Genomic DNA, 22,620 nt, shown 5'->3' with positions numbered 1-22,620 from the left:
CCTCAGAACGTCGCGCGCTTAGCGGAAGCCCAGACGGTCTCCAGGCTCTCGGAGTAGGTCTCGAACAAGTCCCCGGCGGATAGTCGTCGCAAATGCAGTGCAGGTGCGTGCGCACCAGGGAACCCGTAGACGTGAGTGTTGACGATCATCTCGTCGTCGAACCGGAAGACCGAGTTGTAGAGCGTCGTCTTGTGTAGCCGGATCTCAATGTTCGGCACGTCGACCAGCGGACGGACGAACGCCAGCGCGTTGCGGATGCGTGCCGCCACAGTGCCCTTGCCTAGCTGCTCCTCCTCAGACCGCCGGGACGCCTCACGGCCGGCCGGATCTCCGAACAGAAGCCGGACCTTCGCGCCGTTCTCGGCCTTCGCGCGCAGTTCCTTCGCGAACATCGGCCGCTCGACCAGAAACAGCGCCGCGAGTGACAGGCACTCGATGTGCTCGGTGGCGTCGCTGAGCAGCCGGTCCCACAAGTCCGCGGGGATGTTGTTGCGGTGCGGGTAAACCTTCACGACCTCGGACTCGGCGATCTCGGCCTTGCGTTCCGCGGCTACCGCGTCGGGCCAGAGGTAGTGCTCGGTCTCGCGGACCATCGAGGCGATGGCGTTGCGGTGGCGCGGATAGGGGATACGGCCCTTGGTGATCCAGCGTTCGACGGTCTTCGGGTCGACGCCGGTCGCGCGGGCCACGTGGTCGAGGCTCAAGCCATTGCGTAGCAACGCTTCGCGTAGGCGGTCGTTGGCCATTGAGCCTCCCGAGGGATGACTAGGGACGTCTTCAACGTAACAGAGACGTCCTGAGATGTCCTGCTATGCGGTGCTTGCGTCCTCGCATTTCGCCGAAAGTCGTAGGTGTCGAGAACGCCCGACAGCAGGTCAGGCGGCACAAACGACAGGAGCAAGACGATGGCGATCACAGGTGGGAGCAGGCTTCCGGCGGGTCACGACTTCGTATTTCCGAGGGGTGCGCTCGTGATGGGCGTGGAACCGGTGCTCAAGTTCCAGAGCGCGGAGGAGCGGGCGAAGGGCTTGCCGCCAGAGCAGGAGAAGTGAGGTTCCCCCGATAACTCGGAGGGGTGGTTACCTGGCTCCGGTTGGGGACGCAGGGATGATAGATGGCTCGAGTTGATCGGCGTGCCAGGCGGCCTCGTACTCGTCAGGGCTGAGCCAGCCGAGCTCTTTCTGGATGCGCTGGGTGTTGTACCAGGCGTCGATGTAGCTGAAGATGGCGTTCTCCGCCTCGTCGCGGGTGCGCCACGAGTTCCGGTACACGAGCTCGATCTTCAGCGTGGAGAAGAAGTTCTCCATCAGCGCGTTGTCGTAGGAGTCGCCGACCGAGCCCATCGATGGCAGGATTCCGTTGTCCGCCAGGCGTTGGGCGAAGCGGATCGAGGTGTAGGTCGAGCCGCGGTCGCTGTGGTGGATCAGCTGCCCGTCACGGACATCCCGCGACCAGATCGCGTACTCCAGCGCACCGAGTACGAGGCTGGTGTCGCAGCGGTCGCTGGTCTTCCAGCCCACGATCCGGTTGGAGAACGCGTCACGGACCGCGGCCAGCCAGAACACGCCCTCACCGGTGGGGATGCGGGTGGCGTCGGCCACCCACAGCCGGTCCGGGGCCAGGGCGGTGAAGTCCCGGTTGACCAGATCCGGCGCCGGCGCCGCTCGTGGATCACGCCGGGTCGAGGGTATTCGCCACTTCTTGCGCAGGAACGCGCCCTGCAGCTCGTGGTCACGCATCAGACGCTCGACCCGCTTGCGTGACACCCGGATCCCGCGGCGGCGCAGCGTCGCGTGCACCCGCGGGCTGCCGTAGGTGCCACCGGATGTGGTGTGGACGTCCACGATCTCGGCCACCAGCTCCGCATCCTGGCGCTGCCGCGGCGACGGATCCGCCTGGCGCCGGACCCAGCCATAGTAGGTGGAAGAGGCGATACCGAGAACCCGGAGGATGGGCTCGACCCCGAAGCGGCCACGAAGCTGCGCAACGAGCTTCACGACCGTCGCCGGGTCGGGTCGAGTTCCGAGGCGAAAAAAGCGCTCGCGGCCTTGAGAATCTCGTTGGCGCGCTTGAGTTCCGCGTTCTCCCGCCGCAGCCGGCGCAGCTCCTCCGACTCGCTGGTCGTCGGCCTGTCGTCCCGCTCGCCGCGGTCGGCCTCGTCCTGCCGAATCCAGTTACGCAGTGCTTCGTGATGCACCCCGAGCTGCTCGGCCAGCCGCCGGATCACCGGCTTCGGGTCCGACTCCCGATACAGCCGGACTGCGCGAGCCCTCAGCTCGTCGGGGTACTTCTTCGGTGCTGCCACGGACGACTCCCTTCAGGTCCTATCGGACCATGCTTGAAAGTCTCCGAGCTACCGGGGGAACCTCAAAGGACAAGGAGACCGGTCTTCTGGTGTGGTCTGTCCTGGTGATCGACCAGGCGGCGGAGCGCAAGACGGACGCGGTGGTCACGGTCAAGATTGCCGCGCCTCATCAGCCGGTGCCGCCGGAGGCGATCCCCGGTACGGACGTGCGGCCGGTGGTCTTCGAGGGGTTGACGGTGACGCCGTGGATCGATGACAAGGCGTGCCGTGGGGTGCACGCGGGTGAGCGTCACCGGTGCCGCGCGAAGCTCGGGTACAGCCTGCGGGCGTCGGGCATGAAGCCGGTGGGTGCCAAGCCGGCCGCCAAGGCCGCGTGATGCCGGACATGGTGCGTGTCCACGTGACCGCCGATCTCCCGATGCGTCCCCTCGCCATGCCGTTCGCCGACCGGGTCGAAGTTCGGTTCGGCAAGGCATTCCCGGCGGTGCTCGTCGTCGACCGTGACGCGGTGCCCCGCCTTCAGGAGGTCTTGGCGGAGGGGTGGATAGCGCTTCAGGCGTCGGCGGCTCGGCAGGAGGGCAGGGAGTGATGGGGTTCAACGTCACCTGCACACCCGGACGTGAGGCCGCTGCGGCGATGGTCCGGGTGACGCCTCAAGTTCTCGCGCTGGCGATCTACCTCGACCCAGTCAACATCGCGATACAGCTCCCGCCTTTCCCCGGTGGTTCGGATGTGCTGATGCGGTTCTGCCGGGAGTTGTCGCGGGAAGCGGCCAAGCTGGCTGACCACCTCGGCAGTCGGGAAGGGCGTCACGCGCTGGTGGAGGAGGCTCCCGATGCCCGCACCTGACTCCATGCGCTGGGGCCTGGCGGACCAGGTCCGGACGCTGAGCGAGGCACATGACGTGCTGAGCAAGCTCATGCCCAATCCCAAGGCTGCTCCCGCTGTTCTGCGGGACTACTACCTGCGCTCCGCGGAGGTGTATGCGCGGGTCGCGGAGATAGACCGGGGACACCACCACGAAGCCATGTACTGGGCCAACCGTGAGCGCGAGAAAGGCCAGGCGATCAAGGCCACGGAGACGGCGAAGAGCTAGCTAAGTCCTGATTGGACAGAGCGTGTGACTCGTGCTGGGTCACGCGGCGATGCCGCACGTCTTGTTGCGGCGTAACGAGAACCTGAGACGCAGGAGCGGAAACCGGCTACCAACCTTGCCGCTCCTGCGTTGCTCACCCAACTGGGAGTGAACAGCGATGAGCGTAGAGCCTGAGCGCACTCGTGCGCTAGACGGGGCTACCAAACGACTTCTGTGGGACCGCATGGTCTCCGCCAAGCAAACCGTCTCCACCTACGCGGTGATCCTCGACGGTGACACCGTTGAGACGTTGGAACTCACCGCCGCGCAGGCGGAGGGAATCGAGTGCCTGACCTGCAAGGCGCCGTGCTCCACCGGTGAGGGAGCGTTCCGGCCTGTCGGACGCATTCCGAGCGTCGGCACCGTGTTCCAGTGCGTCGCCTGCCTGGGCGGTGCGCGATGAAGAGCAACCGGTGGATCGACCCGGCACCGTTCGAGGGCGCACGTCCACGGGTTCCGTGGTGGGTGTGGCTGCCCGGCTGGGTCAAGCTCGTCCTCGCGCCGTTCGTGCTGCTGTGGCTGGCCGTCCGCCTGGCGGTAAAGGTCGCAGCGCTGGTCGTACGGTATCCGCTGGCCTTCGTGCTCGGCGTGGGTGGCTATGCCGGCTATCGGCAGTTCGGGCTGTCGCCGCTGGTCCTGGCCCTGCTGTCGCTCACGTGCGGGCTGGCGATCTGGTACGGCCTCAATCGTGACTCGTTCCTGCGGCACGGCTGGTATCGGCTGCTGACGGAGTGGCGGCGGGCCACGGTCTACGGGCCGCAGTGGCGGACCGTCATGCGGCTGGCGGAGCTGACCAGGGAGAACCGGGGGCGCGAGTATCGGCCGAAGCTGCGGCGGGTGCGGTCGGAGGGCTGGCGGGACAAGGTCCGGGTGCGGATGATCCCGGCCCAGTCGCCGGAGCAGTGGGAAGCGCGGCGGGAGAACCTGGCGCACTCGTTCAACGCCCGCTCGTGCCGGGTCCGTGTGCTCAAGCCGCGTGTGCTGGAGCTGGACTTGATCCACTCCGATCCGCTGTCACGTCCGGTCGCGGTGCCGCCGCTGGCGGAGATCGGGGAGGTCGATCTCAAGCGGGTGGTCGTCGGGCGGACGGAGACGGGCAAGCCGTGGCGGCTGAAGCTCCTGGGCTCTCAGGTGCTCGTGGTTGGCGTGCCGGGTGCGGGTAAGGGCTCGGTGCTGTGGTCGGTCGTGTGGCAGCTCGCCCCGGCCATCAAAGCCGGGTTGGTCCGGCTCGTCGGGATCGACCCCAAGGGCGGCATGGAGCTGGGTCAGTGCCCGGACGCGTTCGACAAGGTCGTCTACGACAACGGGCCGGAAGCCGTTGCGCTGCTCGAAGAAATCGCCTCAGAGGTCAAGGAACGTGCCGCGCGGTACCGGGGTGTGCGGCGGCTGTGGGCGAAGTCGACGGGTGAGCCGTTCACGGTGCTGATCATGGACGAGCTGGCGGACCTGATCGCCTACCAGCCCGACCGCAACCTACGCGAACGAGCGTCCCGCGCGGTCCAGACGATCACCTCCCAGGGACGCGCACCCGGCTACGCCGTCGTCGGCCTGGTCCAGGACCCGCGCAAGGAAGTCGTCTCCTTCCGCCACCTGTTCACCACCCGCGTTGCCCTGCGCCTCGACGAGCCGATTCAGGTGGACATGGTCCTCGGGGACGGCGTCCGGCAACGGGGTGCGGCGGCTCACGAGATCAGCGAGAACACGCCCGGTGTCGCCTGGCTGAAGGAGGACGGGCAGCGCGAACCGGACCGCGCTCGGGCCTTCCACGTCACCGATGCGGACCTCGTCGAGCTGGGGGTCTACCTCGCCCCGGCCACCGTGCACGAGTTCCCGACCAGCGGCGAAGGGAGGGCGGCGGCATGAGCGAGTACCTGACCCGCGCTGAGCGGATGAAACAGCCGGCCGCGCTCGACATCGCCCGCGCCGTCGCCGAAGAGCACGGGGTGTGCGTCCGGCCATTGGCCAAGGAACGGATCGACCTCGATACCGGACGCGTGGACATCGTGCCGTTGCCGTGTGGCTCGACCGTGGCGAGTGTGTGTCCGACGTGTGCGGAGAAGAACCGGCGTCTGCGGATGGCGCAGTGCCGGAGGGCTGGCACCTCACCGAGGAACCCGACTTCACGCCGGATGCCCCTACCGAGGATCAGCGGGCGCTGACGGCGTTTCGGGCGGATCTGGTCAAGGCGTACCGCCTGGCCCTCGACGAGGGTGACGAGGTCGGGGCGGAGGAGGTGCGGGAGGAGGTCGCGGAGGTCGACGCCGAACTTCGGCAACTTGGAGTCCGCGGCTCACTCCCATCCCTGGAGCCTCGGATCAAGGCGGTGCGGAAGCGGTCGACCAGGCGGCGGCAGGACGCACCTAACCTGCCTCGGCGGCCGGTCAGCAAGCGCACGGTCGGGCGGGTGTTCGGGGGCAAGTACCAGCCCTCGACGTTCCTCACGCTGACGCTGGACAGCTACGGCCGTGTGCACAGCGACGGCACACCCGTCGACCCGACCAGGTACGACTATCGGCGGGCAGCTCGGGACGCGGTGCACTTCGCGGCGCTGCTGGACCGGTTCGTGCAGAACCTGCGGCGCTGCGTCGGCTGGGACGTCCAGTACTTCTCCACCGTCGAACCGCAGCGGAGGCTGGCTCCGCACTGGCACGCGGCGATCCGGGGCAGCATCTCGCGGGCTGAGCTGCGGGCGGTCGCTGAGGCCACGTATCACCAGGTCTGGTGGCCTGCGCACGATGAGATCAAGTACAGCGGCGACAACCTGCCGGTCTGGGACGTCCACGCGAAAGGCTTCGTCGACCCGCACACGCGGACAGCCCTGCCTACCTGGGAAGAAGCACTCGATGAGGTCGAGCGGCCGGCGCACGTGGCGCGGTTCGGGACGCAGGTGCACTCCAAGGGCATCCTCGGCGGCACCGAAGAGGCCGGAAGGCACATCGGCTACCTGACCAAGTACCTCACCAAGAGCATCAACGAGTGCTTCGAGGCCACGACGACACGGCAGGAAGAGCACTCGGAACGGTTGTGCGCTGAGCTCGCGGTCACGCCCTGCTCGCCGCAGTGCCCAGTGTGGCTGCTCTACGGCGTCCAGCCACGCGGTGCACGGGTCTCGACGGTGCCGGGCAAGTGCAAGGGCAAGGCACACAAGCGGACCACGCTCGGGGTCGCCGGTCGGCGGGTCCTGGTGTCGCGGAAGTGGTCCGGGAAGTCGCTCGCCGACCACAAGCACGACCGCAAGACCTTCGTCCGGCAACTGCTCGCCGACGTCGGGATTAAGCCCGAAGACGAGCCGAAGCGGCTGGTCTGGAACAACGTCCAGCCCGGAGACCCGAACGTTCCTCCGCGCGCACACCTGCTGTTGAGCGCGGTCGCTGAGCGGCGGCGATGGAAAGCCGAGTACACGGCGGCGCTGCTGGCTGCGAGTGGGCCGCCGGAAAGTTCGGCAACTCATCTAGCTGCGTAAACGGGGGAGATCATGAACGGCAAGGCGCGTGAGATGGCTGAGTTGATGTCTGTTCCGGAGATGCTGGAAGCGCTCGGCGGGGACGTCTCCAGGGACACGTTCTACAAGTGGCGGCAGACGGGGAAGGGGCCTCGGTGCTTCGCGCTTCCGAACGGGGAGCTGCGGTGTCGGCGCTCGGACTTCCTGGACTGGCTGGATGACCTTTACGGGCGGGCCGCATGAGCGAGACGACGCTGAAGGTCACCTTCTGGGAGATCGCCGACTGGACGAAGCGGAAGACGGCCAAGGGCAAGAAGCGGCCAAAGCCGTGGGGCGTGCGGTGGGTGACGGAGAAGAAAAGCCACTCGGAGTGGTTCGCGAACAAGGCGCAGGCGATCAACCGACGTTCCGACCTCATGCGGGCGGCGCGGCTCGGCGAAGAGTTCGATGTGGAGACCGGGCTTCCGCTGTCGGAGCTGAAGCGCAAGAACTCCCTCTCGCTCTTGGAGTTCGCACAGTCCTACGTGGACATGAAGTGGCCGGACTCGGCTGCCAAGACGCGGAGCAGCACGGTTGATGCGCTGGCGACTGCGTGCGCGGCGTTCGTGAAGAACGGGCCTGGGCGGCCGGAGTTGGCGGAACTGCGCGGGGTGCTGACGCGTCACCTGTTGCCGCCGACGACTCGGGACGATCAGCTCGGCCGTGAACAGCAGGAGGTCGTGGACTGGCTGGTTCGGTACTCCCGGTCGCTGTATGACATGACGGACGCGGTGGCGGTGCGGGAGGTCCTGGACGCGCTGGCTACGAAGCTCGACGGTAAGTCCGCGGCTGCGACCGTGTATTCGCGGAAGCGGGCGGTGCTGTTCAACCTGCTGGGACTGGCGGTCGAGCGGGAGCTGATCCAGGACAACCCGTTGAACCGGATCAAGCGCAAGGCCACGAAGATCGTGGACCAGGTGGACCCGCGCGTGGTGGCGAATCCTCGGCAGGTCGAGGAGCTGCTGACGGCGGTGTCGTACGTCGGGCGGCGGAACGCGGATCGGGGCGCGCACCTCGAAGCGTTCTTCGCGACCTGCTACTACGCGGCGGCGCGGCCGGCTGAGGCGCTTGGGCTCAAGCTAGACGACTGCACCCTCCCCGACGAGGGCTGGGGGATGCTCATGCTCGGTGAGTCGCGCCCATCTGCGGGGAAGCGGTGGACGGACTCGGGAGAGGTGCACGACCAGCGTGGGCTGAAGCACCGGGGCGCGAAGGATGTGCGGCCAGTCCCGATCCCTCCCGTCCACGTGCGGCGGCTTCGGGAGCATGTCGAGCGGTTTGGGGTGGCCTCGGATGGGCGGCTGTTCTGGTCGCCGAACGGTGGCGTGGTGTCGTCCTCGACCTACTACCGGGTCTGGCGGGACGCGCGCGCGTACGCGCTCACTCCGGCTCAGGTGGCCTCGCCGCTCGGTGGGCGGCCTTACGACCTGAGGCACGCGGCCGTGTCGCTCTGGCTGAACGGGGGCGTGCCGGCCACCGAGGTCGCGGAGCGGGCGGGGCACTCGGTGGAGGTCCTGCTCAAGATCTACGCGAAGTGCATCGATGGGCAGCGAGAAATCGTAAATAAGAAAATCGAATATTTGTTCGACTGTGCAGAGTTAAATATAGGCCATCTGGAGTCGAATATGCATCAAGTAATGTGATTTGGATCAAGTGTAACGCGCTTGATGCCCGCAGAAGTCGCTTAGTTAACCTAAACAAATTAGCTATCGCGGCACGTCGCGGTGTTGCTACCAGAAAGTAGCAGAAAGAAGCTTCGGTCAGTATCGAATGATTGATGTGTCAACCTATTATTGGAGTGTTGTGTCGGGCGTGCGCCATGTAAAGTGCGTCAATCCGCTGAACGGTGAGGGTGGGAAGTAGGGCTGCCTCACGGTGCGGGCTGACTCGTGTGGGAGAGCACTTGAGCGGGTATCTGAGATCCGAGATTGTAGCTGCACTCAAGAAGAACAACGCCCTTTTCGTGGTCGGTGCGGGTGTTTCAATGTCCGCCACCAATGGGAATTCTGTCGCATCTTGGAACGGTCTTCTGGAGGCAGGGATTGAGCGCTGCGTCGACCTGAGGCGGTCACTGGCCGGAGACTGGGCTCGAGCCTGCAGAGACGACATGAACTCTCCTGAGCCAGCTGACAAGCTTGATGTAGCGCAGCGTATTACGAGCGAACTAAAGGGACTTCCTGGAAATCACTACGGAAAGTGGCTGAAGGATACAGTAGGACAGCTGAAGGTTAGCTCGCCAGGGATCGTTCAGGTCCTTTCTGGCTTTAAGGCACCAATTCTCACTACCAATTATGATAGCCTTATCGAAGAGGTCTCCGGTCGGGATGTTGCGACCTGGAAGGACTTTCCTCTGCTTCAGGAAGAGATTCAGGAGCCAGGCAAGTACGTTCTTCATCTGCATGGTCATTGGAAGAGGCCGGACTCAGTGATATTCGGCTACAAGAGCTATGCAGAGGCCATTGGTGAACAGAGCTCGCAAGCTTTGCTGCGCTCGCTCATGGCTGTGAAATCAATCGTTTTTGTCGGATTTGGGGCAGGGCTTGCGGATCCAAATTTCTCGTCGCTCGGCACTTGGGTCGCCTCTGTCTTAGGGGAGTCGGGTACGGCGCCTGTCGTTCTAGTGCGCGACGAGGAGTTGGTGCGAGCCGAAAAAAGATACACGCAGCTTGGGTATAACGTTATCAGTTACGGTAGTGAGTATGAGGACCTGGAGATTTACCTAGCGGATCTCTTGGCTGACTCTCGCGAGTTGGACGACAGCATTAGGATTCAGTTTGACTGGGATACTCTGACTCCGATGTTGATGCGACTGCACAGGCGCATTGAGAAAGAGTTTAAGCCGGATTTCATTGTTGCGATGTCTGGGCCAGGAAACGTCGCTCCGGCATACTGTCTGGCGCACTCAAGTAGCGATCCGCCGCTGCTTACTGCGGTCACTTTCCCTAAGCGACCTCATCGTAGCCCGAGTTGCATCAAATTTAGGGACGTTGCCCAGTCTGGCGGTTGGGCTCATCATGAGTCCACGCGCTGGGATGTTTTTCTTCCGAATCTTATTAGTCACTTCCCTAAGGGAGCGCGTGTCCTAATTTTTGATGATCGTGCAGTAGGCGGGCGCGTTCAGCGGGAGGTTTCAAAGATTCTGGCAGGATACGGATATGAGGTTCGGCGTGCGGCGTTGATCGTGCACCCGGACTGCAAAGATGAGGTCGATTTTTATGAGCAAGTTGTAGTTGGTGACTTCGGGTTTCCTTGGGGAGGCAAGTATGGGCGAAATGACCCGCCTGCTAGCTGACTGTGAAGTAGGACTTCGTTCGCTGCAGGAAGTTCAGAAGCTGTATGACGACGACATGTGGGAGATCGACGATCCTAAATTTGCGAATCTACGGCATGTCCATCTCCATTTGTCGGTGACCGTTGGCAAACTCGCGAAGGTTGTCGAGCCGAACGATCACAAAAGCTACAGGTCTGAGCAAGTAGACGTTCCGTCGCTTGGTGAAGAGTTGTCGCCTGTGTTGGCTGATCTGGTCATGCACGCTGCACAGATCGCTAACATGCTCGGAGGCGATCTTGGCCGGATGCTGGTCAATCGGTACAAGCAGAACGCGGCCAGGTTTGCGCCAGACTCGGACTTCGCGAAGATCGACTGATCATCCTCGCCTGCGGTACATCAGCTCACCAGGTGTCGCTGCGCGTGTGACAGGCACGCGCAGCTTGAGGGGGTGCAGAGTCGGTCGTTGCAGCAAGCGAAGGATGCATGCGGCTGATTCCTGCCGATAGGCCGGAGACCAGCGAAGCTGGTTTCGCGGTGGTTTCGCAGACGGTGGCAACGAGGGGCAGATTCCGCCTGACAGCGACTGACCGAAAAGATCAAGCTCCGACCGCGTTGCCGCTGGTCAGAGCTTGATTTCACCCGGCGAAAGGTGGTGCCCCAGGCAGGATTCGAACCTGCGACACACGGTTTAGGAAACCGATGCTCTATCCCCTGAGCTACTAGGGCTGGCGTCAGCAGTCTACCGGGGCGCCGCGACCGAGTTGACCAGTGCCCCCACCTAAGCCCGCAACCCCGCGGGGACCAGCGGCGCTCACGCACCGTGAGGGACCGAACGACCTGGGTGCCGCCGTTGGAGGGAAGTGATGGAGAGCACCTTCTGCTGGGCGAAATCGTCAGGTACGCAGAGGGCGTGAGCAGACCGTGGCCCGACTTCCGTCCTGGCCCGCTGGGCGCCGTCAAGTCTTGGTGGCGGCGGCGGGTGCCCAGGGGTGCTGACGACTTCACGTTCGTGCCGCCGTCGAGCAGTCATCAGCAGGAGTTCGAGACGCCGTTGGTCAGTGCGGTGTACGGGCTGGACTTCCAGCTGAAGCTGACTGTGGTGTGGCGGCTCGATCTGGCTACCGGGTTGCGGCACAACTCGCCGAAGAGTGCGGCCATCCACCACGTGTTGCAGCGGGCCAAGGAGATCAGCGGTAAGGCGATGCTGGTGCACCACGCGGCGTTGCAGGTGCAGTTGGGGGACGAGCTGGCTGTTGAGCGGCAGGTGCCTGGGACGCACATCTGGGCTCGTGCCGAGAGCGTTCGGATCAGTGTGCAGGAGGAAGACCTCGAGATGGCTCGCAAGCACGTCGAGCTGTTGAGGAACTCCACGTTCAAGCTGGCTGAGCGGGACGTCGAACGGGCTGAGATCCGGTATCTGCGGGACGAGGTGCTGACGGACGTCGGCACGGCGACGATCTGGTGGTTGCAGCGCAACGGGTACCAGGTCGAGGAGGCCGTGAAGTTGTCGGGGCAGCTCGCTGAGCTCGTGCAGATCGCGCAGCGGCAGCCTTCGACGCATTGGGCGGAGTCGCTGGTCAACAGTGTCGAGCGGGCCTTGCCGGAGTTGGAGGACTCGCATCGGCGGGATCTTCGGCAGCACCTCGCCAAGGCGTTGAGCGTCTACGGGGGGTCTCGGGTGGCCGCGGAGTTCGCGGACCAGGTCGGGTTGCCCGCCGGGGAGCCTCAAGCGAACGGGCAGCAGTTGAACGGACACGTCTAGGCTGGACCGGGTGCTGACCGAACTACGCAGTGCCGCGGTGGTTGCCGGGTTGAGGGCGCTCGCCCGGCTCACCCCTTATGCCGAGGCGGAGCTCCTCGGGCTCGGGAAGGTCGTCAGGCCGGGGGACGTCTGTGTCGACGTGGGGGCCGCGCTGGGGCTCTACACGGTCACCCTGTCCCGGTTGGTAGGTCCACACGGGACGGTGCACAGCATCGAGCCGCTGGTGTTCGCGCATCCGGCGCTGTCCTACGTGTTGCGGCCCCGGGAGGGGCGCAACATCCGCCGGCACTCGGTGGCGCTGGGGACCGGGGAGTCGGGGCGGGAGGTCATGAGCGTGCCGGTGCGGCACGGGAGTCCTGTCACCGGGCGGTCGTTCCTCACGGTGGGGGCGGACGGGCTGGGGTCCAACGAGGAGTTCGACCAGCACCTGGACGTGGTGGTCCGGACGGACACGATGGACCACTTCGTGCGGGAGAACGGGATCGAGCGGCTCGACTTCGTCAAGGCGGACGTCGAGGGGGCCGAGCTGCGGGTCCTGGAGGGGGCCAAGGAGACCATCGAGCGGTTCCGGCCCGCGTTCCTGCTGGAGATCGAGGAACGGCACGTCGAGCGGTTCGGGTATCAGGCGAAGGACGTCGCGGAGTTCCTCGCCGAACGCGGGTACCGGATGAGCACCTGGCGTGGTGGGGAATGGGTGCCCACGCGCAGGATCGGGGACGAGGTCAGGAACTACCTCTTCCGGGTCTGACGAACACCCCGGAAAAAGTAGAGGACGCCGACCCCTGGGGGTGGATCGGCGTCCTCATCTCGAAGGTCTACAAGCTGTAGACCTCAAGCTCGTACAGGGAGTACCCGTAGCGGGTGGCCCGGTGGATGCCGGTCATCCGGAGGTATCTCGCGTCCTGTGGCGTGAACGCTACGACATCGTCGCCGCCATCGCCAACGGTTGTCATGAAAACGTTGCGCCAGCTCGTTCCGTCATTGGAAAGTTCGATGCGGTAACCGCTTCCGTGGGCCGACTCCCATCGCAACACAGCGCGACCGATCTGTTGCACGGCGCCGAGATCGACCTGGATCCATTGGTTGTCGCTCCAATCGCTCGCCCAGCGGGTGGAGGGGTTTCCGTCGACCGCGTGGGACGGAGGAAGGTTGTTCCAGCCCGTCTCGTGGGACGACGCGGTGGCGGTGCGTGACCGGGCCAGGTTGGTGATGTTCTGGCCGCGGTGGGACGGGAACTGCACGACCTGCTGGTAGGTCGGGCGGTTCTGCCAGTGGATCTTGTCGTGGGCGATGCCGCCCATCGCGCGGTGGATGATCGTGTCGGCGCACCACTGGTCGCCTGCCGCGCAGTCCGCGTCACCTGGGTAGACCTGGTTCGCGGGCTTGGCCGCCGCGGCCTGCAGGGAGGTCACGAGGGCCGTGCGGCAACCCGTCAGGGTGCCGTCGCCGCAGTAGGTGTGCGGGAACGCGCCCTGCACGGGGTCGCCGAGGACGCGGCGCAGGTCCTTGTCCACGTAGCCCCACCAGCCGTACTGGAACGACGAGCCCTTGTGCGGCGCGGCGCCGTGCGTGTCGGACGGTGCCTCGTCGACCTGCTGGGCGTTCACCAGGGCGGTGTACAACTCATTGCCCAGTGATGTTTTGAACTGCGCCTCGACGAGCAGGGGCCACCAGGCATCGAGAATCCGAATCGCGTCGGAGTGGGCATAGGTCTTGCTGCCCTTCGGGGTTTCCTTTCGCAACGAGCCGGAGCGCTGCCAGTCCTTCAGCTTCTGCACGGCCGGCGCGAGGGAGGGGTCGACCGGGGCGGACTCCACGACGCGCAGCAGCTCGGGCAGGACCTGTTCGGCGCGCAGGTCGGCGACGGCGGCCTCGGCCATGACGCGGGTCAGCGACGCGCGGGTGACCTTCTGGCCGGACGCGATCAGGGCGCGCACCCGTTTGTCGAGCAGGTCGCCGCGGTGCACGGAGCTGTGGCCGAAGGCGCCGAACGTGAAGTCCTTCGCCTGCTTGTTGTTCCACGAGATGTAGTAGTCCTGGTTGACCGAGTTCGGGTGGGCGGCGAACGGCATGACGGCGGAGGTGTTCTCGTCGCCGTTCCAGTCGACCCACTCGAACTCCGGGCGGGCCCACACCGGCAGGTTCGGGTCCACAGTGGACTTGCGCACCGGGTTCAGGCCGGAGTTGAAGTACGCGGTGTCGCGGGAGTCGACGTAGAACCAGTTGAACGCGTACCCGATCTTGTTGGCCGCCCGCTGGAAGTCCGCGGCGGAACGGATCGCGTCCGGGTCGTTGAGCTCCTGGAACCCGATGATCGAGTCGACCTCGTGCAGGTAGGTCGACCGCAGCGAGGTGTATGCGACGACCTTGCCGCCGACGGTGGCACGGCTCGTCACGAGGCCGTACTTGGTCCGCCACATCACCAGCGTGTACGAGCCGGCGGGTGTGCCGTCGGCGACGGTCGGCTTCCAGGCGTTCTTGCGCTCCAGGCGTTCCATCGGCACGCAGGCGCCGTGGAAGACGTACGACGACGAGGCTTTCGTCGCGGGGGAGCCGTCCGGGTTGCACAGCTCGACGGCGTAGGTGTCGACGATGTCCTGGCCCGACGAGGTCGCGCTCCACGAGTAGTCGACGCCACGGCCGAGCTGCACGTACATGGAGACGCCCGCGAACGCGACGCCGCGCGAACGCACGCCGGGGCCGTTGAGCTCTTGCAGCATCAGCAGCTGCGGCGCGAAGTAGCCGGTCTGCGGGCCCCACACGGCGATCGGGTTGCCGGAGTCGGTGTGGGCGCCGGAGACCGCGAGGGCGTTGGACATGCCGTGCTTCTTGTTCAGCAGGTCGGCGGGCAGGACGCCGTCCTCGAAGATCCCGCGCGCACGGGCCACGTCCGCGGCGGCAGGCACCGCGACGGACGCCCCGGCGCCGCCGACCTCGTCGTAGACCATCCGTTCCGGCGTGATGCTGCCGGCGTCGGGCATCGCCACGCCCTGGGGTGACGCGGGAGAAGCCGCGTACGGGAAGGACTGTCCGTCGTGGAGGGTCAGGACGGCCTCGGGGTCGTTCTGCGCCCGGAACGCCTGCCACACCTGCTCGCCGACGGCGGCGCCGTACCTGTTCTGCGCGGCCAGCTTCACGAGCGCCGACTGGACCTCGCCGCCTCCGCCCGCGCCGAACAGGCCGCCGACGACGGACGCGATGGCCACCATGTCGGTCGCCTTGAACGGCTGGATGTCGTTCCAGTTGGTGATCGCGTCGGCGTGCCCGGTCAGCACGTACTCGCCGGGGAAGTTCCGCGCCGCCACGGACTGGGTGAGGTAGGAGTTGATGCCGGCGATGTAGTCGTCGACGTCGGCCACCGCCTGACGGCCCCGCTCACCGCCTCGGGCGGCCGCGGTGTCGATCTGCTTCTGCAGGTCGGCCTCGGTGTACGCGATCTGGTTGTAGAAGCTCTGCTCCAGCGCCCGGTTGGACGGCGCGCCGCCCGCGAAGCCGCTCAGCTGGCCGCGGCCGAGGTGGCGGAACAGGTCCATGAGCCACAGGCGGTCCTGCGCGGCGGCGTACCCGGCGCCGAACATCGTCCCGGACCGGGTGGTGCCGGTGATGTGTGGCATGCCGATCTTCTTGTCCCGCACGATCGTGACGTCCGCGCGCGGTTTGACCGTGCTCTCGACCTGGTCGGCCGGAACGCCGAACGACGCGTCGTTGAAGAAGTTCGTCAGCTGCTCGTTGGTGAGGCCGCTGTAGCCGGAGACCAGGGCGTCGTACTTGCCGAGCTGGTCGGCCGAGTGGGCGGGCCGGGTGCCGAACGCCTTGTGGGCGAGGATCTCGGCGAGTGTCGCGTTGCCGTTGTTGCCGGGTGGCACGACGTCGCCGCACTGGCCCAGGCAGTAGTCGTCCGGCGCGAACGAGGCCGCACGCGGCTCCGCGGCCTGGACGGTGGCGGACGGGACGATCACGAGCGAGGCGGTGACGGCGGCGGTGGCCAGCAGGGTCGTCACCGGATTGGCTCTCCGCATCGTGCGAAGCTCCTCTCCGTGCAGGGCAGGCTGTTGTGACGCACGTTACTTTCCGCGACGGCTATTGCGAAAGACCTTCGCGTTTGCCGGATTGCCGCGATGCGTCTGTATCGGTGCAGTCATTCATCTGGATCGAAACGACGAACGGTGCGTGAGTTCTGAATCGGATTACCGGTGTACATCCGTGTTTCGGCAGGGCATTCCACCGGTTGGGATATCCGTGTTCGGTCACTCTGAGTTCCGTCAGTCAGGCGTAACGACCGGTGCTATGTCTACGCAGCGAAGTCATCGGCCAATTCCGGTAACTGTGAACGCCGCCGCCGATCTCGAAAATCCGTTACCACATGATGAGATAACTGAGAATTAACGTGACCTTCGGCGGTTGTACGCGAAGATCACGAACATGTGGGAGCACGGAACGCCAACGCGGGAGGCGTCGTGATCAAGGTTCTGCTGGCCGACGACGAAGACCTCGTCCGTTCGGGCCTTCGCATGATCCTGAGCAGCGTCGGGGACATCGAGGTCGTCGCCGAGTGCGATGACGGACACCTGGTGGCCGACCTGGCGCGCCAGCACCGTCCTCACGTGGTCCTGCTCGACATCCGGATGCGCACCTCGGACGGGCTCGCCGCTCTGCGGAGACTGCGGACCCTGCCCGACCCGCCCAGGGTCTGCATCCTGACCACGTTCGACGTCGACGAGTACGTCTCGGAAGCGCTGCGCCTCGGGGCCGCGGGCTTCCTGCTCAAGGACACCGAACCGGAGCAGCTGGTCAAGGCCGTGCGCGACCTCGCGCGCGGAGGTGCTGTTCTCGACCCGGGAGTCGCGGCACGGGTCCTCGCGGCCGTCGCCGACGGCGAACGGATGGCGGAACCGGCTCGCCGGCTCCTCCAGAGCCTGTCCGAACGCGAGCGCGAGGTGCTCGTGCTGATCGGCCAGGGCATGTCCAACGCGGAGATCGGCGGCACCCTGCACCTGTCGGAGGCGACGGTGAAGGGCTACGTCTCGTCCGTGCTGGGCAAGATCGGCGCGGTCAACCGCGTGCAGGCCGCGCTGGTGGCCTACCGCGGCGGCCTGATCGCCTGACCGTCCGCCGGGAGAACGCCGTCCCTCAGCTCCCCGACACTCGCTCGGGGAGCTCGTCCGCGGACGGCTCGACCTCGACCCTGTTGCGGCCGTGGCGCTTGGCGCGGTAGAGCGCCATGTCCGCGGCCGCGAACAGCTGGTCCAGCTTGGCCGGTCCCGCCGCCACCCCGATGCTCACCGTCGGTCGGCGGACCGAGCCCAGCACCATCGCCCAGTCGTGCCCGTCGACGGCCGCGCGGATGCGTTCGGCGACGTTCGGACCCACGTCCCTGTTCGGCCCGGTGTCACCCAGCAGCACGACGAACTCGTCGCCCGCCCAGCGCGCCACCAGGTCGTCCGCCCGGCACTCGCGCCGCAGCAACGTGGCGATCTCGCGCAGCGCCGCGTCGCCCGTCGCGTGCCCGGCGTCGTCGTTGACGTTCTTGAACCAGTCGACGTCGACGAGCACCAGCCACGGCACCCGGCCGCGCGCCGCCGTCGACTCCAGCAGCGCCTGGGCGGCGCGTTCCAGCCCGAGCCGGTTCGCGAGGCCCGTCAACGGGTCGCGCGCCGCGGCCTCCTGCGCCGCCACCGCGAGCCGTTGCGCCTGCACGGCCACCCGGCGCTGCTCCAGCGCCTGGCCGAGGCCCTCCTGCAACGTCTCCGTCGCCGTGCGCGCCGCCTGCATCGACCGCCGCAACGCCACCGCCTCGCCGACCGAGTCGTCCAGCGAGTGGCAGATGTCCGCGAGCTCCGTGGAGAACCGCAGCAGCAGTGACGTGTCGTTGACGCGTTCGGCGTTCGTCACCGCACGGGCCGCGAGTGTGCGCGCTTTCTCCAGAAGACCCTGTTCCCGGTGCACGACGGCGAGAACCCAGTTGCCGACCGAGATGCCCCACAGGTCGTTGCTGTCCTTGGACAGCCGCAGGGTCTCCTCGCCGACTTCCTCGGCTTTCTCCAACTGCCCCACACCGGCCAACGACCGCCCGTAGGCGCCCATGAGCGCGCGCCGGATCGACTCGTCCTTGACGACGCCGAGCCCTTCGTCGAGGTAGGCCAGCGCTTCCTCGAAGACGGCCGGTGCGGCAGCGGGAGGCCCGGCGCAGGCGCGGAAGTTCAGCGAGCCGCCGAGGCGTTGCAGGCAGTGCGCCAGCGTGTCGGTGTTGCCTGCCCGCCGCGCGACCTGGACGGACATCCGCAGCATGTCGAGTGCGGCACGGCGGTTGCCGATGCCCTCCATCAGGTAGCCGAGCGAGCCCATCGTCTGCGCGACGGCGGGGCTGTCCGACCGGTCCGCGTCGAGGTCGGTCCAGCCCTCCGCGGCCAGCTCCAGCGCGAGCGGGATGCGCCCGAGGCGCCACGCCAGCACAGCGCGGTTGACCAGCACGGCCGACCGGACCCAGCGGTCGGCGCCGGGGGACACCTTGGTGACCACCTCGTCGAGAAGACTGTTCGCCTCCGGCAGGCGGCCAGCGTTGAGCAACGCGCGGACCTCCCGGTCCAGCCGCGGCACCTGGCCCGCTACCAGCGGATCACGCTGCTCCACTCGTTCATCGACTCCGTTCCGACTCGCCGAGCGGCCTGCACAGGCTACCGGGGTGGTCGCTCCCCGTGCCGGTGGTGGTGCAGCACGTCACCTGGCGGGTTCGGCCGCGCGGCGGGGAGCGCAGTGCCTGGGCTCGATCGACGATCATTCCGTAGCGCGGCTGCTTGTCAACGGTGTCGGCGCCGGTTGTCGCCTGACACCGTTTTCAAGTACGTCACGCGGTCGTCTCCGCAATTCATCGGCGATGAAAACACCGGGTGTTCCGGCTGGTGGGGGCGGGGACACCGGCCTCGGCGGAACGCATCGCGAAAAACTCCTTGCGCCTACAAATTGTTTCAGTTTCGTCGGCCGAACACGTCGTAATGAACAACGGAGTCGAGCGGCATCCGGTTGCGCCAGCCGTGCCGTTCCAGATCGGGGGTGTCGGGCAGGGAGCGGACCGGCCCGACGCACAGCCACGCCACCGGCCGGAGCCGTGCGGGGATGTCGAGCAGGCGGCGCAGCACGTCCTCCCGGTAGAAGCTCACCCAGCCGACGCCCAGGCCCTCCTCCGTCGCCGCGAGCCACAGGTTCTGGATGGCCAGGCACACCGAGTACAGGCCCGCGTCCGCGATCGCGTGCCTGCCGAGCACCGCGGGCGAGCCGCGGTCGGGGTCGTAGGTGACGACGACGCCGAGGGACGACTCCATGACGCCCTCGACCTTGATGCGGGAGAACGCCTCCGCGCGATCGGCGTCGAGCTGGGCGGCGAACACGCTGCGCTCGGCCTGCACGTGGTCGCGGAACGCGCGCCGGGTCGACTCGTCGCGCACCAGCACGAAGTCCCACGGCTGGGAAAGGCCGACGCTCGGTGCCGCGTGCGCCGCTTCGAGCACCCGCCGCAGCACGTCGGGCGCGATTTCCTCACCGGTGAACTCGGCACGCGTGTCACGGCGCCGGTGCACCACCTCGTACAGGCTCATTCGACCGATCGTGCCTCACCCGAAAGCGCCAACTTCGCGCCGGAGAGGTGGCGCTGGTCTCATCCGGCCGCTAGACCGGCCGGATGAGAAGAATGGGAGGTGGTCACGGCGCCGCCCTGGGTTTCGGGTGCGGAGTCGGCGTGACCACGTTCACCGGCGCCTGGCCGGTGCTGTCCCTGCTCCTGCTCGCCGCGGTCGTCGTCGTGGTGTCGCTGCGCACCACGATCGTCGGGGCGGGCCTGGCCGCTTTGCAGTGCTGGGGCCTCTACGCGACCTTCCTGGTCGGTGTCCGCGGCGACCTCACGGTCGACGGACACACGACCCGGGTGCTCGCGTTGCTGGCGCAGCTCGCCGTGCTGGCGGTCGTGGCCGGCGCGGCGATCCGCTTCACCGGGTTCGCGACGGAGCGGCCCGCCCTGCCTTCGTGACGGGCGTCAGCGCTCCTCCTTGAAGTCGACGTGCCTGCGCGCGACGGGGTCGTACTTGCGCAGCACCAGGCGGTCCGGGTCGTTGCGGCGGTTCTTGCGGGTCACGTAGGTGTAGCCGGTGCCGGCCGTCGACCTCATCTTGATGATCGGCCGCACGTCGTTGCCCCTGGCCATCAGACCTGCACCCCCTGAGCGCGCAGCCGTGCCACGGCGGCCTCGACGCCGATCCGGTCGATCGTCTTGATCGCCTTGGCGGACAGGGTGAGCGTCACGAACCGGTTCAGCGACGGCACCCAGTACCGCTTCCGCTGGACGTTCGGGTTCCAGCGGCGCCGCGTCTTGCGGTGCGAGTGGGAGACGCGGTTGCCGAAGCCGGGCTCGCGGCCGGTCAGCTGACAGCGCACGACTTACCTCCAGATTGAAACGACATTCGTTTTCATCTACGGTACCTCACATGGAAACCGTTGTCGTCCTGGTGGCGGGGCTGGTGGAGCACGACGTCGCCGTGCGGGTGTGGCGGGACCGGCCCGGATCGGTGCTGGTGCGGCACGTCGCCGGAGAAGGGCGCGTGCGCAGATGGGTCGACGGCGTCGCCACGGACGTCGAGCTGCTGCACGGGTGCGTGTCCTGCACCGTGCGGGAGGACCTGCGTGACCTGCTCGGCACCTTCCGCGGACACACGCTCGTGCTGCACTTGGACCCGCTGCTGGAACCGGACGTGGTGCGCCGCGATCTCGGTGCCGACGTGGAGTGCGTGATCACCGTGCTCGACGCGGCGACCTGGCTCGACGACGCGCTCGGCGACGCGTCGATGGTCACCGACCAGCGCACCGTCGCCCAGGTCGTCGTCGCGCAGGCCGAAGCGGCGGACGTGCTGGTGCTGCAAGGAGATGCCGACGAACGGACGCTCGCGGTGCTCGGCCGGCTGGCTCCCGGCGCCCACGTCTGCACGCCGGACGACGTGGTCGTGCGCAGGAGCACGCGGCCGCGGCTGGTGCCGCTCACGCCGGAAAGTGGTGTCTCCACAGCGGTTTTCACGGCCGACCGGCCGTTCCACCCCACCCGGCTGGACGAGGCGCTCGACGCGTTGCTCGACGGCACGGTGGTGCGGTCGCGCGGACGGCTCTGGGTCGCCGACGAACCGGATGTCGCGCTGCACCTGGAGTCCGCGGGCGGCGGGCTGCACGTCGCCCCCGGCGGGCCTCGCGACGGCAGGACCACCCGGATCGTGGCGATCACGGTCGGGGAGCCGGACCACATCACCGCGGCGTTCGCCGGAGCGCTGCTCACCGACGACGAACTGTCCTTTGTGGACTCGATTCGAAAGCTGGCGCTGTGAAACCAGGAATCCACCCCGACTACCACCCGGTCGTCTTCCAGGACGCGTCCACCGGGAAGACCTTCCTGACCCGGTCGACCGCCACCTCCGGCCGGACGATCGAGTGGGAGGACGGCAACTCCTACCCGCTGCTCGTCGTCGACATCACCGCCGACTCGCACCCGTTCTGGACGGGCACGCAACGGCTCGTCGACACCGCGGGCCGCGTCGAGAAGTTCAACCGCCGCTACGGGAAGCGAGGGCGCTGATGGCCGTCCCGAAGCGCAAGACGTCACGTTCCAACACGCGCCACCGCCGCTCGCAGTGGAAGGCCACGGCGCCCGATCTCGTGCGCGTGCGCACGCTGGACGGCAAGGAGCTCCTCGTGCCGCGCCGCCTGGTGGCCGCCTACAAGCGCGGGTTGCTCTAGCGCTGCGCCCGAGGTGCTGTCCCGCCGCTGATCCCCGCGCGTAACCACGACCGCATGTCACCCGGCCAGCGGACAGCGACGCCTCTCCGTGACATGCCTTTAGGACGCGGGGGCCCCGCGTGTCCGTCACGAACACGCGGGGCCCCCGCGTCCTACGAGGCAAACACGAAGGGGAGTCGCGTGCGGGGAAGTGGTTACGGAAAGCGAATGCGGGAGGGCGTGTCAGGGGGTAGCTGGGTCGTCCCGTCCGGTGAGTCCTGCCACTGGTCGAACGGGCGGTCCAGCCTCCACCCCGTGCCGTCGTGGTCCAGCACGCGGTGCTCGCAGGTGTCCGGATTGGACAGTGACTCGAACAGCTCGATGCTCCAGTCGAACAGCCTGCGGCACAACAGCCTGATCGTCAGGCCGTGCGACACGATCAGCACCGTCTTCGGATGCGCGTCGTCCTTCAGCAGGCGGGCTTCCAGGCCGTCCAGGAACGCCGCCAAGCGGTCGTCCACGTCCGCGCCCGACTCGCCGTTGGGCAGCCGGAAGAAGAAGTGCCCGAACGCGTGCCGCTGGTGCTTGAGCACCTCCTGCTCGGTCGGGTCCTGGAGGTTGCCCCAGTCCTGCTCGCGCAGCCGCGGTTCGTGCACCACGCGTTCGGCGTCGATGTCCAGCAGCTCGAACGTCCGGCGGGTGCGCCGGTACGGCGAGACGTAGGCCGCGACCGGGCCGTCGCCGACGAGGGCCTTGATGGTCGCGCCGGTCGAGACGGCCTGCTCCTCGCCGGTCTCGGTGAGGGGGAGCGCGTGGTCGGGGATGCGGCAGTAGGCGAGCTCGTCGACGTTGCCGAGGCTCTGCCCGTGGCGCAGCAGGATGATCCGCACCTCACCATCGTGCCCCAGTCCGCTGGGTA

27 protein-coding genes, 1 tRNA gene and 1 pseudogene are annotated in these 22,620 nt (G+C 66.9%); 19 read left to right on the top strand and 10 right to left on the bottom strand.

The window, feature by feature from the left end; all coding sequences use genetic code 11:
* Positions 1–2 precede the first annotated feature (2 nt).
* Positions 3–746, bottom strand: a complete 744-nt coding sequence (locus tag BLT23_RS27190) for a DUF5919 domain-containing protein (RefSeq protein WP_090053765.1) — start codon at positions 744–746, stop codon at positions 3–5.
* Positions 747–905: 159 nt separating this feature from the next.
* Between BLT23_RS27190 and BLT23_RS40985 the strand changes: the two genes are divergently transcribed.
* A complete protein-coding gene (locus BLT23_RS40985) occupies positions 906–1,052 on the top strand; it encodes a hypothetical protein (RefSeq protein WP_176946935.1) in 147 nt (48 codons plus the stop codon).
* Between the two features lie 27 nt (positions 1,053–1,079).
* On the opposite strand, the gene BLT23_RS27185 is transcribed toward BLT23_RS40985, so the two are convergent.
* Together BLT23_RS27185 and BLT23_RS27180 are read right to left on the bottom strand one after the other, a co-directional pair.
* A complete protein-coding gene (locus tag BLT23_RS27185; protein ID WP_090053762.1) occupies positions 1,080–1,997 on the bottom strand; it encodes an IS3 family transposase in 918 nt (305 codons plus the stop codon).
* Positions 1,994–2,305 carry a transposase gene (locus BLT23_RS27180; protein WP_090053759.1) on the bottom strand — a complete coding sequence of 104 codons (312 nt, stop codon included), beginning with the start codon at positions 2,303–2,305 and terminating at the stop codon, positions 1,994–1,996. The genes BLT23_RS27185 and BLT23_RS27180 overlap by 4 nt, the downstream gene beginning before the upstream one ends.
* Positions 2,306–2,394: 89 nt before the next feature.
* Here BLT23_RS27180 and BLT23_RS27175 point away from each other — a divergent pair, with 89 nt between their 5' ends.
* From BLT23_RS27175 to BLT23_RS40205, 11 genes and pseudogenes are all read left to right on the top strand, one after another.
* Complete coding sequence (locus tag BLT23_RS27175; protein WP_090053756.1) at positions 2,395–2,682, top strand: hypothetical protein; 288 nt, start codon at positions 2,395–2,397, stop codon at positions 2,680–2,682.
* Positions 2,683–2,705: 23 nt separating this feature from the next.
* Positions 2,706–2,894, top strand: a complete 189-nt coding sequence (locus BLT23_RS27170) for a hypothetical protein (RefSeq protein ID WP_245744209.1) — start codon at positions 2,706–2,708, stop codon at positions 2,892–2,894.
* Positions 2,894–3,154: a hypothetical protein gene (locus BLT23_RS27165; RefSeq protein WP_143036056.1), complete on the top strand. Its 261-nt coding sequence runs from the start codon at positions 2,894–2,896 to the stop codon at positions 3,152–3,154. The genes BLT23_RS27170 and BLT23_RS27165 overlap by 1 nt, the downstream gene beginning before the upstream one ends.
* On the top strand, positions 3,141–3,401 hold the full coding sequence (locus tag BLT23_RS27160; protein WP_245744207.1) for an AMED_5909 family protein: 261 nt from the start codon (positions 3,141–3,143) through the stop codon (positions 3,399–3,401). Before BLT23_RS27165 ends, BLT23_RS27160 begins: the two co-directional genes overlap by 14 nt.
* 223 nt (positions 3,402–3,624) lie before the next feature.
* Positions 3,625–3,843, top strand: coding sequence for a hypothetical protein (locus BLT23_RS27155; RefSeq protein ID WP_090053748.1), 219 nt, complete (start codon positions 3,625–3,627; stop codon positions 3,841–3,843).
* Complete coding sequence (locus BLT23_RS27150; protein WP_090053746.1) at positions 3,840–5,303, top strand: FtsK/SpoIIIE domain-containing protein; 1,464 nt, start codon at positions 3,840–3,842, stop codon at positions 5,301–5,303. The genes BLT23_RS27155 and BLT23_RS27150 overlap by 4 nt, the downstream gene beginning before the upstream one ends.
* A pseudogene (locus tag BLT23_RS27145) lies at positions 5,300–6,903 on the top strand (replication initiator). Before BLT23_RS27150 ends, BLT23_RS27145 begins: the two are co-directional and overlap by 4 nt.
* A gap of 12 nt (positions 6,904–6,915) precedes the next feature.
* Positions 6,916–7,125: a helix-turn-helix transcriptional regulator gene (locus tag BLT23_RS27140; protein WP_090053743.1), complete on the top strand. Its 210-nt coding sequence runs from the start codon at positions 6,916–6,918 to the stop codon at positions 7,123–7,125.
* Complete coding sequence (locus BLT23_RS41790; RefSeq protein ID WP_245744205.1) at positions 7,122–8,564, top strand: tyrosine-type recombinase/integrase; 1,443 nt, start codon at positions 7,122–7,124, stop codon at positions 8,562–8,564. Before BLT23_RS27140 ends, BLT23_RS41790 begins: the two co-directional genes overlap by 4 nt.
* 260 nt (positions 8,565–8,824) lie before the next feature.
* A complete protein-coding gene (locus BLT23_RS27130) occupies positions 8,825–10,213 on the top strand; it encodes an SIR2 family protein (protein ID WP_143036055.1) in 1,389 nt (462 codons plus the stop codon).
* A complete protein-coding gene (locus BLT23_RS40205; RefSeq protein ID WP_143036054.1) occupies positions 10,185–10,568 on the top strand; it encodes a hypothetical protein in 384 nt (127 codons plus the stop codon). The genes BLT23_RS27130 and BLT23_RS40205 overlap by 29 nt, the downstream gene beginning before the upstream one ends.
* A gap of 274 nt (positions 10,569–10,842) precedes the next feature.
* Here BLT23_RS40205 and BLT23_RS27125 read toward each other — a convergent pair.
* Positions 10,843–10,918: transfer RNA gene (locus BLT23_RS27125), tRNA-Arg, on the bottom strand.
* A gap of 184 nt (positions 10,919–11,102) precedes the next feature.
* Here BLT23_RS27125 and BLT23_RS27120 point away from each other — a divergent pair.
* Complete coding sequence (locus BLT23_RS27120) at positions 11,103–11,954, top strand: hypothetical protein (RefSeq protein WP_245744203.1); 852 nt, start codon at positions 11,103–11,105, stop codon at positions 11,952–11,954.
* Positions 11,955–11,964: 10 nt separating this feature from the next.
* Positions 11,965–12,702: an FkbM family methyltransferase gene (locus BLT23_RS27115; RefSeq protein ID WP_218133899.1), complete on the top strand. Its 738-nt coding sequence runs from the start codon at positions 11,965–11,967 to the stop codon at positions 12,700–12,702.
* Positions 12,703–12,769: 67 nt separating this feature from the next.
* On the opposite strand, the gene BLT23_RS27110 is transcribed toward BLT23_RS27115, so the two are convergent.
* The gene (locus BLT23_RS27110) at positions 12,770–15,973 is read right to left on the bottom strand and encodes a penicillin acylase family protein (protein ID WP_090053736.1); all 3,204 of its coding nucleotides are present in this window, start codon (positions 15,971–15,973) and stop codon (positions 12,770–12,772) included.
* 438 nt (positions 15,974–16,411) lie between these two features.
* On the opposite strand from BLT23_RS27110, the gene BLT23_RS27105 reads away from it, so the two are divergent.
* On the top strand, positions 16,412–17,059 hold the full coding sequence (locus BLT23_RS27105) for a response regulator (protein WP_090053897.1): 648 nt from the start codon (positions 16,412–16,414) through the stop codon (positions 17,057–17,059).
* 25 nt (positions 17,060–17,084) lie between these two features.
* On the opposite strand, the gene BLT23_RS27100 is transcribed toward BLT23_RS27105, so the two are convergent.
* Together BLT23_RS27100 and bluB are read right to left on the bottom strand one after the other, a co-directional pair.
* Positions 17,085–18,584: a GGDEF domain-containing protein gene (locus tag BLT23_RS27100; RefSeq protein WP_090053733.1), complete on the bottom strand. Its 1,500-nt coding sequence runs from the start codon at positions 18,582–18,584 to the stop codon at positions 17,085–17,087.
* Positions 18,585–18,919: 335 nt separating this feature from the next.
* Positions 18,920–19,546 (bottom strand): 5,6-dimethylbenzimidazole synthase, encoded by a 627-nt coding sequence (gene bluB, locus BLT23_RS27095; protein ID WP_090053730.1) that lies wholly within the window; start codon positions 19,544–19,546, stop codon positions 18,920–18,922.
* A gap of 140 nt (positions 19,547–19,686) precedes the next feature.
* On the opposite strand from bluB, the gene BLT23_RS27090 reads away from it, so the two are divergent.
* Positions 19,687–19,974 carry a hypothetical protein gene (locus tag BLT23_RS27090; RefSeq protein ID WP_143036053.1) on the top strand — a complete coding sequence of 96 codons (288 nt, stop codon included), beginning with the start codon at positions 19,687–19,689 and terminating at the stop codon, positions 19,972–19,974.
* 6 nt (positions 19,975–19,980) lie between these two features.
* Here BLT23_RS27090 and rpmG read toward each other — a convergent pair whose 3' ends face one another.
* Both rpmG and rpmB read right to left on the bottom strand, forming a co-directional pair.
* Positions 19,981–20,148 carry a 50S ribosomal protein L33 gene (gene rpmG / locus BLT23_RS27085; RefSeq protein ID WP_090053724.1) on the bottom strand — a complete coding sequence of 56 codons (168 nt, stop codon included), beginning with the start codon at positions 20,146–20,148 and terminating at the stop codon, positions 19,981–19,983.
* Entirely contained in the window at positions 20,148–20,378 is a 231-nt protein-coding gene (rpmB, locus tag BLT23_RS27080; protein ID WP_090053722.1) for a 50S ribosomal protein L28, read from the bottom strand. Before rpmB ends, rpmG begins: the two co-directional genes overlap by 1 nt.
* Before the next feature lie 50 nt (positions 20,379–20,428).
* On the opposite strand from rpmB, the gene BLT23_RS27075 reads away from it, so the two are divergent.
* Genes BLT23_RS27075 through rpmF form a run of 3 tightly spaced genes read left to right on the top strand, consistent with a single transcriptional unit; the run spans position 20,429 to position 21,722 of the window.
* The gene (locus BLT23_RS27075) at positions 20,429–21,313 is read left to right on the top strand and encodes a GTP-binding protein (protein ID WP_090053720.1); all 885 of its coding nucleotides are present in this window, start codon (positions 20,429–20,431) and stop codon (positions 21,311–21,313) included.
* A complete protein-coding gene (locus tag BLT23_RS27070) occupies positions 21,310–21,561 on the top strand; it encodes a type B 50S ribosomal protein L31 (protein ID WP_090053717.1) in 252 nt (83 codons plus the stop codon). Before BLT23_RS27075 ends, BLT23_RS27070 begins: the two co-directional genes overlap by 4 nt.
* Positions 21,561–21,722 (top strand): 50S ribosomal protein L32, encoded by a 162-nt coding sequence (gene rpmF, locus BLT23_RS27065; protein WP_071812574.1) that lies wholly within the window; start codon positions 21,561–21,563, stop codon positions 21,720–21,722. The genes BLT23_RS27070 and rpmF overlap by 1 nt, the downstream gene beginning before the upstream one ends.
* A 194-nt stretch (positions 21,723–21,916) precedes the next feature.
* On the opposite strand, the gene BLT23_RS27060 is transcribed toward rpmF, so the two are convergent.
* On the bottom strand, positions 21,917–22,591 hold the full coding sequence (locus BLT23_RS27060; RefSeq protein WP_090053714.1) for a histidine phosphatase family protein: 675 nt from the start codon (positions 22,589–22,591) through the stop codon (positions 21,917–21,919).
* Between the last annotated feature and the right edge of the window lie 29 nt (positions 22,592–22,620).

The sequence above is a fragment of the Lentzea fradiae genome, from assembly GCF_900100955.1.
Classification (GTDB): domain Bacteria; phylum Actinomycetota; class Actinomycetes; order Mycobacteriales; family Pseudonocardiaceae; genus Lentzea; species Lentzea fradiae.
Note: the sequence above shows the minus strand (reverse complement) of the source record. Positions and strands in the feature narration are given on the sequence as shown.

Coding starts and splice junctions, on each gene's coding strand:
- BLT23_RS27190 (WP_090053765.1), bottom strand. CDS start 746: ATGGCCAACGACCGCCTACGCGAAGCGTTGCTACGCAATGGCTTGAGC.
- BLT23_RS40985 (WP_176946935.1), top strand. CDS start 906: ATGGCGATCACAGGTGGGAGCAGGCTTCCGGCGGGTCACGACTTCGTA.
- BLT23_RS27165 (WP_143036056.1), top strand. CDS start 2,894: ATGGGGTTCAACGTCACCTGCACACCCGGACGTGAGGCCGCTGCGGCG.
- BLT23_RS27160 (WP_245744207.1), top strand. CDS start 3,141: ATGCCCGCACCTGACTCCATGCGCTGGGGCCTGGCGGACCAGGTCCGG.
- BLT23_RS27155 (WP_090053748.1), top strand. CDS start 3,625: ATGGTCTCCGCCAAGCAAACCGTCTCCACCTACGCGGTGATCCTCGAC.
- BLT23_RS27150 (WP_090053746.1), top strand. CDS start 3,840: ATGAAGAGCAACCGGTGGATCGACCCGGCACCGTTCGAGGGCGCACGT.
- BLT23_RS27140 (WP_090053743.1), top strand. CDS start 6,916: ATGAACGGCAAGGCGCGTGAGATGGCTGAGTTGATGTCTGTTCCGGAG.
- BLT23_RS41790 (WP_245744205.1), top strand. CDS start 7,122: ATGAGCGAGACGACGCTGAAGGTCACCTTCTGGGAGATCGCCGACTGG.
- BLT23_RS40205 (WP_143036054.1), top strand. CDS start 10,185: ATGGGCGAAATGACCCGCCTGCTAGCTGACTGTGAAGTAGGACTTCGT.
- BLT23_RS27110 (WP_090053736.1), bottom strand. CDS start 15,973: ATGCGGAGAGCCAATCCGGTGACGACCCTGCTGGCCACCGCCGCCGTC.
- bluB (WP_090053730.1), bottom strand. CDS start 19,546: ATGAGCCTGTACGAGGTGGTGCACCGGCGCCGTGACACGCGTGCCGAG.
- rpmG (WP_090053724.1), bottom strand. CDS start 20,148: ATGGCCAGGGGCAACGACGTGCGGCCGATCATCAAGATGAGGTCGACG.
- BLT23_RS27075 (WP_090053720.1), top strand. CDS start 20,429: ATGGAAACCGTTGTCGTCCTGGTGGCGGGGCTGGTGGAGCACGACGTC.
- rpmF (WP_071812574.1), top strand. CDS start 21,561: ATGGCCGTCCCGAAGCGCAAGACGTCACGTTCCAACACGCGCCACCGC.